The sequence below is a fragment of the Pseudomonas sp. genome, from assembly GCF_026224925.1.
Classification (GTDB): domain Bacteria; phylum Pseudomonadota; class Gammaproteobacteria; order Pseudomonadales; family Pseudomonadaceae; genus Aquipseudomonas.
Window position 1 is genome coordinate 1 of sequence record NZ_JAMFRV010000737.1, and the last position, 8,381, is coordinate 8,381.

An 8,381-nucleotide genomic window follows, 5' to 3' on the forward strand; every position below is an offset into this window, starting at 1 on the left:
GCCCGGCGAGCGGCTGATCACCTTGCACGTGCAAACCCAGCTGCCAAGCCTGATGTATGGCTTCAACGTGCCGAGTATGGCTACCGCTGAAGACAAGCGCTCAGTGAACGCTTTACGCCTGATTTCCGCGCTGCTCGACAGCGGTTACAGCGCGCGTATTCCGGCCCGCCTGGAACGTGGCGAAGAATTGGTCTCCGGTGCGTCTTCGAGCTACGACGCTTTCAGCCGTGGAGACAGCCTGTTCATGATCAGCGCCACGCCCAACGTGCAGAAAAAGAAAACCCTGGCCGATGTCGAAGCCGGGATCTGGCGCCTGTTGAATGAATTGAAAACCACACCGCCGACCCCTGCTGAGCTAGAGCGGGTTCAGGCGCAGGTGATCGCCGCGCTGGTCTTTGAACGCGATTCGATTACCAGTCAAGCCAGCACCATTGGCGAGCTGGAAACAGTTGGCTTGTCGTGGAAACTCATCGACGAAGAATTGGACTCGATCAAAAGCGTCACTCCAGCCGACATTCAAAAAGCGGCGCGCACCTACTTCATCCGCGAGCGCCTCAGCGTTGCGCATGTTTTGCCTGAGGAGAAAGCACATGAGTGAGTGCAAGGGTATGCATTACTCGCGGTTCGGCATGGGCGCACTGGCAGTTCTCGGACTGTTCACCATGTTCTCGGCCCAGGCTGACAGCAGCCCTACCGACGCTCCGGCAACGGCCTATAACCTGCAATCGCTGAAAGAACTGGACGGCAAACCGCCAGCCCACCGCACAGTGAATATCCAGACCTGGAAAACCGCAGAGGGCGCCAAGGTGCTGTTTGTCGAAGCGCGGGAATTGCCGATGTTCGACATGCGCCTTATTTTCGCCGCCGGCAGCAGCCACGATCAGGGCACTCCCGGAATCGCAGTGCTGACTAACGCCATGCTCAACGAGGGCGTAGCGGGTAAAAATGTCAGTGCTATTGCTGAAGGCTTCGATGGCTTGGGCGCAAATTTCGGCAATGGCGCTTACCGTGACATGGCCTTGGCGTCGTTGCGCAGCCTTAGCGCCGTGGACAAACGCGAACCGGCGTTGAAGCTGTTCGCCGACGTCGTGGGCAAACCTACGTTTCCCCAAGACTCGCTGACCCGGATCAAAAACCAACTGCTGGCCGGGTTCGAATACCAGAAACAGAACCCCGGCAGGCTGGCGGGTAACGAGCTGTTTGAACGTCTCTACGGGGATCACCCCTACGCGCACCCAAGCGAAGGCACCGCCAAAAGCGTGCCCCCGATCAGCATCGCGCAACTTAAAGCGTTCCATGCCAAAGCGTATGCCGCTGGGAACGTAGTGATCGCGTTGGTCGGCGACTTGTCCCGCGCCGAAGCCGAAGCCATTGCCGCGCAGGTATCTTCCTCGCTGCCGAAAGGTCCTGCTTTGCCGAAAATTGCCGAACCAACGGCACCGAAAGCGGGCGAAACCCACATCAACTTTGCCTCCAAGCAGACGCACTTGATGCTCGCTCAGTTGGGCATCGACCGAAATGACCCAGACTATGTCGCGTTGACCTTGGGCAATTCGGTACTGGGAGGTGGTGGCTTCGGCAGCCGTTTGATGACGGAAGTGCGAGAGAAACGTGGCCTTACCTACGGTGTTTCGTCAGGCTTCACTCCGATGGAAGTCCAGGGCCCTTTCATGATCGCCCTGCAAACTCGCGCCGAACTCAGCGTAAACACTCTGAAGCTGGTGCAGGACATTGTGCGAGAATTCCTCGTCACCGGTCCTACGCAGAAAGAGCTGGACGACGCCAAGCGTGAATTGGCCGGCAGTTTTCCACTGTCCACCGCGAGCAATTCCGATATCGTGGGCCAATTAGGCGCAATCGGCTTCTACAATCTGCCACTGACGTTCCTCGAAGACTTCATGCAGCAAGCGCAGAGCACCACGGTTGAACAGGTCAAAACCGCGATGAACAAGCACTTGAGTGCAGACAAAATGGTGATCGTCACTGCCGGCCCAACGGTCGTGCAAAAAGAGTTGCCGCCACCAACTGATAACCCCGTCGAGCAGCCGCTTGGCGTACCGGAGCATTAATGGCTAATCCAAGACCTAAGGGCCACAACGGCCTGGGTCAACTACGTATCATCGGTGGCCAATGGCGCAGCCGGCGCCTGACATTCCCTGACGCTCCTGGCTTGCGCCCGACACCTGATCGCGTGCGTGAAACCCTGTTCAACTGGCTGGCGCCGACCATCGAGGGCGCACGCGTGCTCGATCTGTTCGCCGGCAGCGGCGCGTTGTACCTGGAAGCACTGTCCCGTGGCGCGAGCATGGCGTTAGCGCTGGATTCCAGCAGCGCGGCGATTACCAGCCTGCGTCAGAACCTGGCAGCCCTTGAGTGCACGACCGGGCAGTTGGTACACACCGATGCACTGCGTCATCTGGAAGGTCAGCCTGCGCAGCAATTCGACGTGGTCTTCCTCGACCCGCCGTTCCACCAAGGTTTGCTGCCTGCGGCCTGCGCCTTGTTGGAGGAGCGTAATTGGCTGGCCGATGAGGCATGGGTTTATACCGAAAGCGAAATACCACCGGCCACTATCGGCGTACCGGGTAAATGGCGCCTGCACCGTGAGAAAAAGGCCGGCCAGGTGTACTACGCGTTGTGGCAGCGGTAATTGATCGCGGTGCGCCTGGCGCACCGCATCAAACCCTTCCCGAATGAATTCGGTCCAACAGGTGCTCCTACGGACACTGGAGATCCCCTGTAGGACCGAATTCATTCGGGAAAGCGGTTTACCGGGTCACCCATACCATTCATGAAAAACCCCCGCACGCCGCTCTGCAGTTGTGGCAACGTAGCGTTCAAGCAGTCCCGTGAATTTGCCGATGAGTTTCGACGTGCCTATCCGACCTGCCTTGCCGACACCCGATGAACGCTTTATCCCGGCTCTAGGTCTGGGAAATCCGCACCTGCAAACCTTATGGGGCCCGGTGTGGCGCAAAAAAACGCGGCTGGCCCGTGAGCGTGAACGGTTGTGGCTGGAAGACGGCGACTTTCTGGACCTGGATTGGTATGGCCCGCACGAAACAGATGCGCCACTGGTGCTGGTACTGCACGGTCTGACCGGATCGTCTAACTCGCTGTATGCAGTGGGCTTACAGCGGGCTCTGGCAGCGCAAGGTTGGGCCAGCGTGGCGCTGAACTGGCGCGGCTGTTCTGGCGAGCCTAATCTTCTACCGCGCAGCTATCACTCGGGCGCCACTGAAGACCTTGCCAGCGTCGTCGCCCACGTCCATGCAAAACGGCCGCTGGCACCCTTATATGCTGTCGGTTACTCCCTTGGGGGCAACGTGCTGCTCAAGTATCTTGGCGAAGAAGGCAATAACTGCAAACTTCAAGGCGCCGTTGCGGTATCGGTGCCGTTCCGTCTGGACCAATGCGCAGACCGTATTGGTCAAGGCTTTTCCAAGGTTTACCAAGCGCACTTCATGCGCGAAATGCTTGCCTATATCCGAGACAAACAACGACGCTTCCAGCATGAAGGGCTCAGTGAAGGGTTGGCCGAGCTGTCAGCGCTTGGCTCGCTGGAGAATATGCGCACGTTTTGGGACTTCGATGGCCGGGTGACCGCGCCGTTAAATGGGTTCGTCGACGCCAAGGACTATTACCGCCGCGCCTCCAGCCGTTATTTTCTCGGTGATATCCGCACGCCTACGCTGATTATTCATGCGATTGACGATCCTTTTGTGTTCCCTCACAGCCTGCCCGACCCCGACGAATTGTCATCCAGCACCCACTTCGAGCTTCAGGCCCGGGGCGGTCATGTTGGCTTCGTCGAAGGTTCGCTTAGAAAACCCGGCTATTACCTCGAACGCCGTATTCCGCAGTGGTTAAGTACCGCTCACGGTGTTGGTTCAACAGCCGCTGACTGAGTTAGCCGCGCACAAACATGCGAGACACGCTTTTCCTGACCGCCTACTATGCGCGCCTAAGGAGAGACAAATGTCCCGTCATCAGTTGTATTCCCATGGTCTTCGCGACAGCGTTCCAATGCTGGTCGGCATCGCCCCCTTCGGCATCATTTTCGGCACGTTGGCTGGCGCTGGCGGCTTGTCCTTATGGCAAGCGCTTGGCATGTCGCTGTTCGTCTACGCCGGTTCCGCACAGTTCATTGTCGTCAGCCTGATGGGTGCGGGCGCCAGCGCAGTAGTGATTTTTCTGACCACATTCATCGTCAACCTGCGCCATGTGTTGTACAGCGCCACGCTGCAACCCCAGGTCAATGAGCTGCCCCAGAGATGGCGCGTGATACTGGCATTTTGGCTGACCGATGAGACTTTTGCGGTAGTGCAGCGCTATTACTTGGTCCACGGCCGCTCCGCGCTGGGGCATTGGTATTGGCTGGGTGTCGCCAGTTCGCTGTATGCCTGTTGGGTCGGCAGCTCAGTGGTCGGCGTGTTGTTCGGCGAAGCGGTACCTGACATGGCGGGCTGGGGGCTGGAGTTCGCAATGCTCGCGACCTTTATCGGTATTGTCGTGCCCTTGTTGCGCAATCGACCGCAAGTCGTGGCGGCTCTGGCGGCAGGCGCCGTGGCCTTGATCACGCATGCCTGGCCGTACAAACTTGGATTGATGGCGGCGGCATTCAGCGGGATTGCGGTGGGTGTGTTGCTGGAACGTCGACGCGCCACCGTGGACGATGCATCGAGCAACGAGGTGCATTTATGAGTTACTGGTGGCTTATCCTGGGCATGGCTGCAATCACCTTTTTGATGCGATACAGCCTATTCGCGTGGCCGAACCTGCGCTTCCCGCCAGTTGTTCGCCAGGGGCTGCATTACGTCCCGACTGCTGTGCTGACTGCCATCGTAGTGCCAGGCATGCTGCTGCCCGACGGCGAGCATTGGCAGTTGAACCTCGATAACGCGTATTTGTTAGCAGGTTTAGCAACCATCGCCATCGCAGCACTTAGCCGTAACCTGCTAGCGACCATTGGTGGCGGATTGCTGGTGTTTTTCCTGCTGCGCTGGGCGTTGGGGCAGATTTAAGGCTTCCCGAATGAATTCGGTCCTACAGAGGATCGAATTCTTTCTGTGGGACAGAATTTATTAGGTTTGCAGAGGATCGGATTTTTCCTGTGGGACCGAATTCATTCGGGAAGCAGGCGCCGCGGTTTGTCTGATATACCGCGTTGCCCCCCTTCGCGAACAAGTTCGCTCCCACTGAATCCGGGAGGTGGCTAAAACCTGCTCATGCGCCGGTTGCGATTTCGCGCTTGGGGTCGGTGATCCATTCGCTCCACGATCCTGCGTACAGCTTGCCCAGCGGGTAGCCCGCCAAGCTTAGCGCGAAGAGGTTATGGCACGCCGTCACCCCAGAACCGCAATACGCCACCAAGTCATCGGGTGAACGGTCCTCCAGCTTCGCCGCGAAGCGCTGTTTGAGCTGATCGGCAGGCAGAAAGCGCGCGTCCGGGCCAAGGTTTTCGTTGAACGCCGCACACACCGCGCCGGGAATATGGCCGGCGACAGGATCAATCGGCTCAACCTCGCCCCGAAAACGCGGCTCGGCGCGGGCATCTATCAAGGTCATTTCCGGCCGGCCCAAACGCGCTTGCAACGCGTCAGCGCTAAGCAGCAACGATGCGTCCGCATGCCCAGTGAAATTCCCTTTTTCAGTGACCGGCACCTCCAGACTCAGCTTTTTACCCGCCGCGTGCCAAGCCTTCAGGCCGCCATCCAGCAAGTACACGCCGTCACGCTTGCCCAACCACGCCAACAACCACCAGCCCCGCGCAGCGAACGCACCGGGCGCGTCGTCGTAAAGCACGATTTCACTGTCCTGATTGATGCCCCAATCCTGTAGACGTTGGATCAAATCAACCGGGTTCGGCAACGGATGACGACCCGTTACGCCCTTGGTCACGGGGCCGCTTAAATCCCGCTCCAAGTCCGCAAACAGTGCACCCGCGATATGTCCCTCGGCGTAGCTGCTGTGGCCGTATTCCGGGTCTTCCAAGGCGAAGCGGCAATCCAGAATCACCAACCCAGGTTCATCGAGTCGGGCAGACAGTTGCTCCGGGCTGATCAGTTGCGCAATCGTCATGACGGGCTCCGCTCCTATAAGGAAAAGGGAAAAGTAGGGTCAGCTGACTTCCTGTAGCGCTCGATGCAGCGGCACATAAAACTCTTCACACAGCGTGCTCACTGAGAGTCGCGCTTGTGGAGTGACGTAGCCTAATTCCAACATCAGCACTTGGTAAACACCTCGGCGAAGGGCCTCTTCGCTGAGGCGCGTGGAGTTTTCCGTGGTGGTGCACAGAAAACGTACCCACGACGTGAGGATAATCCAGGCGTTAAGGGTCAGCGACTCGATCTGTACTTTGTCCATTTGCAGAATACCCGCCTCGACAAATCCGCCGTAGATGGCCATCCCGTGAATCATGCAGCGCTGGGAAAACCGCCGATAACGCGCAGCCAACTCAGGATCGGCATCGAGTAGATGCTCCAGGTCGCGGTGCAAAAACCGGTAGCGCCACATGCCATCGAGCAACTCCAGCAGGTAAGAACGCTTGTCTTCAACCCCCGGCAAACGGCCTTTGGGTAACCGCAAAAAGCTGTCCACCAGCGTTTCATACGCAGTAAACAGCTCGGCAATAATCGCCTGTTTATTAGGGAAGTGGTAATACAGATTGCCCGGTGAGATTTCCATGTGCGCAGCGATATGGTTGGTACTGACGCTGCGCTCACCCTGCTGATTGAACAGCTCCAGACTGATGTGCACGATGCGCTCACGGGTTTTGATACGTGGAGCCATGTTCAGGTCGACCGGTTTAAGCGAGATGAGCTGGATCTTAGCGCAACCGTCGCGCAGCACACACGACAACGTAGTGCTGGTGACGAAGCTGCTACGCCTTGCCGAAGGTGACATCCAGCGTCATCGAATCGGTATGGCGCATCGGATTTTGGCCCTGTGGCAGTTTGTCGTCATCGGGGTGCATGTAGCTCATGCCCGTGCCCAAGGTGTCCGTCATGAACTGCCCGCCTTTATTCATAGTGTCCGACGAACCGTCGTAAAAACCGGCGACGGTTTTGTTGCCAGCCGAGTCAGCCGTGACGATTTCGCCGGATGCTTTATCGGCGATGCTTTTCGTGTCACCGATCTCGAAACCTTTATTGTCAGTGGCGTGAATCGCCGCGTTACGCCCGTCGATGTAGCTGGTGTTGATGAATCCGTTGTAGAACTCAAGCCGGCTGGCGTCTGATTTGTATTTGCCGTCTGAGTCCGCTTGCTTCAGCAGTCCGGTGAAATCGCTTTGAAAGTTCATCTTCCCTTTCTGCCCTGGTTGCAGGGTCATCTCCGCGGTCAATTGGTCATTCTTGTCGAACTGACCGACTTTGATCGCGTGATCCTGGGTGTTAGTGACGTTGAAGGTGCGCGGACCACTGCCGGCAGTCGGCCCATCACCGGTCGGTGATGCAGCGCCAGCGGCGGCCACCTGGGTCGGGGTGTCGCTCGTTGTTGGTTTACTCGCACTGTCGGCGGGTAGCACCTGCGCGGTATTGGCAAGTGCCTGGGGTGCGCTTGCAGCAGCGGGCAACGAACTGTCTGCCACATCAGTTGGCCCAGGTGAACTGGCCGCACGCGATACCGGCTTCTGACCGCCTGCATCGTCCGTCGACGACGAACCCGGATCGTTTTGATTCTGCGGCATCATTAGCGAAATAATGCGCATCAATTGGCTGACGAGATCGCGCACGAATGCAGCCAAATCATCGCCGCCCGGAGCTTGTTGGTTGCCTTGCATGCGATTCGCTGACGACGGTTCGGACGGGCCGCCAAAGTTGATCATCCCGTTGGCAGGCGCCTTGGCAGCAAACTGAGTTGCGTTGGAAGATTGCTCCGATGGGCTAGCAAAGTTGACCTGGGTCTGCCCTTCCCGCTTGGCTGCACTATTGGTCAGCAATGGCGATGATGCGTTGCGCAGGTGGGCGGCATCGGCATCGAGAAAGCTCAAATTTTGAGCGGACGGACCGAGTACTTTCATCGACATGCGCAAACCCTCGAGCGAAGTGAATGCTATCTGGGTGGCACATTGATTCTTTCGGTTCCCAAAGGCCCGGACCATCTGTCTGGAATAGGCGGATTCATCTATACCCAAGTCATTCTGCACAGGACGAGACATACCGCATTTGACTTTATAGAGTCATCACTCTAAAAACACAGTACAACGCTAAAAAGAGCCACGCTCATGCCCGCCGAAATCGCCTACCTGCAAGAGTCCGAACGGACCCTCACCGAGCTTGATCAGCTATTCAACGCTCAGCGCCTAGCCTTTGCAGCTAACCCAATGCCAACTGCCGGCCAGCGCCAGCAATGGCTGAAGGCCCTGCGCACGCTGCTAA

At 57.9% G+C, this 8,381-nt stretch carries 9 protein-coding genes and 1 pseudogene; 7 read left to right on the forward strand and 3 right to left on the reverse strand.

Features of this window, described 5'->3' with window-relative positions:
* From M0974_RS30480 to M0974_RS30505, 6 genes are all read left to right on the forward strand, one after another.
* A partial coding sequence (locus M0974_RS30480) for an insulinase family protein (protein WP_297845663.1) occupies positions 1 to 598 on the forward strand: 598 nt, incomplete at its 5' end.
* Positions 591 to 2,069 carry a pitrilysin family protein gene (locus M0974_RS30485; RefSeq protein ID WP_297845664.1) on the forward strand — a complete coding sequence of 493 codons (1,479 nt, stop codon included), beginning with the start codon at positions 591 to 593 and terminating at the stop codon, positions 2,067 to 2,069. The genes M0974_RS30480 and M0974_RS30485, both read left to right, overlap by 8 nt.
* Positions 2,069 to 2,650 carry a 16S rRNA (guanine(966)-N(2))-methyltransferase RsmD gene (gene rsmD / locus M0974_RS30490; protein ID WP_297845666.1) on the forward strand — a complete coding sequence of 194 codons (582 nt, stop codon included), beginning with the start codon at positions 2,069 to 2,071 and terminating at the stop codon, positions 2,648 to 2,650. The genes M0974_RS30485 and rsmD overlap by 1 nt, the downstream gene beginning before the upstream one ends.
* Positions 2,651 to 2,891: 241 nt before the next feature.
* Positions 2,892 to 3,908 carry a hydrolase gene (locus tag M0974_RS30495; protein ID WP_297845673.1) on the forward strand — a complete coding sequence of 339 codons (1,017 nt, stop codon included), beginning with the start codon at positions 2,892 to 2,894 and terminating at the stop codon, positions 3,906 to 3,908.
* 70 nt (positions 3,909 to 3,978) lie between these two features.
* Complete coding sequence (locus M0974_RS30500; RefSeq protein WP_297845667.1) at positions 3,979 to 4,704, forward strand: AzlC family ABC transporter permease; 726 nt, start codon at positions 3,979 to 3,981, stop codon at positions 4,702 to 4,704.
* Entirely contained in the window at positions 4,701 to 5,024 is a 324-nt protein-coding gene (locus M0974_RS30505; protein ID WP_297845668.1) for an AzlD domain-containing protein, read from the forward strand. Before M0974_RS30500 ends, M0974_RS30505 begins: the two co-directional genes overlap by 4 nt.
* 202 nt (positions 5,025 to 5,226) lie before the next feature.
* Here M0974_RS30505 and M0974_RS30510 read toward each other — a convergent pair whose 3' ends face one another.
* The 3 genes from M0974_RS30510 to M0974_RS30520 all read right to left on the reverse strand — a co-directional run bounded on the left by M0974_RS30510 (position 5,227) and on the right by M0974_RS30520 (position 8,029).
* Positions 5,227 to 6,081, reverse strand: coding sequence for a sulfurtransferase (locus M0974_RS30510; protein WP_297845669.1), 855 nt, complete (start codon positions 6,079 to 6,081; stop codon positions 5,227 to 5,229).
* A gap of 39 nt (positions 6,082 to 6,120) precedes the next feature.
* Positions 6,121 to 6,792, reverse strand: a complete 672-nt coding sequence (locus tag M0974_RS30515; RefSeq protein WP_297845675.1) for a TetR/AcrR family transcriptional regulator — start codon at positions 6,790 to 6,792, stop codon at positions 6,121 to 6,123.
* A 91-nt stretch (positions 6,793 to 6,883) separates the two neighbouring features.
* Positions 6,884 to 8,029, reverse strand: a complete 1,146-nt coding sequence (locus M0974_RS30520; RefSeq protein WP_297845671.1) for a hypothetical protein — start codon at positions 8,027 to 8,029, stop codon at positions 6,884 to 6,886.
* 198 nt (positions 8,030 to 8,227) lie between these two features.
* On the opposite strand from M0974_RS30520, the pseudogene M0974_RS30525 reads away from it, so the two are divergent.
* Positions 8,228 to 8,381, forward strand: a pseudogene (locus M0974_RS30525) (coniferyl-aldehyde dehydrogenase); the annotation flags it as partial.

Coding starts and splice junctions, on each gene's coding strand:
- M0974_RS30500 (WP_297845667.1), top strand. CDS start 3,979: ATGTCCCGTCATCAGTTGTATTCCCATGGTCTTCGCGACAGCGTTCCA.
- M0974_RS30515 (WP_297845675.1), bottom strand. CDS start 6,792: ATGGCTCCACGTATCAAAACCCGTGAGCGCATCGTGCACATCAGTCTG.
- M0974_RS30485 (WP_297845664.1), top strand. CDS start 591: ATGAGTGAGTGCAAGGGTATGCATTACTCGCGGTTCGGCATGGGCGCA.
- rsmD (WP_297845666.1), top strand. CDS start 2,069: ATGGCTAATCCAAGACCTAAGGGCCACAACGGCCTGGGTCAACTACGT.
- M0974_RS30520 (WP_297845671.1), bottom strand. CDS start 8,029: ATGTCGATGAAAGTACTCGGTCCGTCCGCTCAAAATTTGAGCTTTCTC.
- M0974_RS30510 (WP_297845669.1), bottom strand. CDS start 6,081: ATGACGATTGCGCAACTGATCAGCCCGGAGCAACTGTCTGCCCGACTC.
- M0974_RS30505 (WP_297845668.1), top strand. CDS start 4,701: ATGAGTTACTGGTGGCTTATCCTGGGCATGGCTGCAATCACCTTTTTG.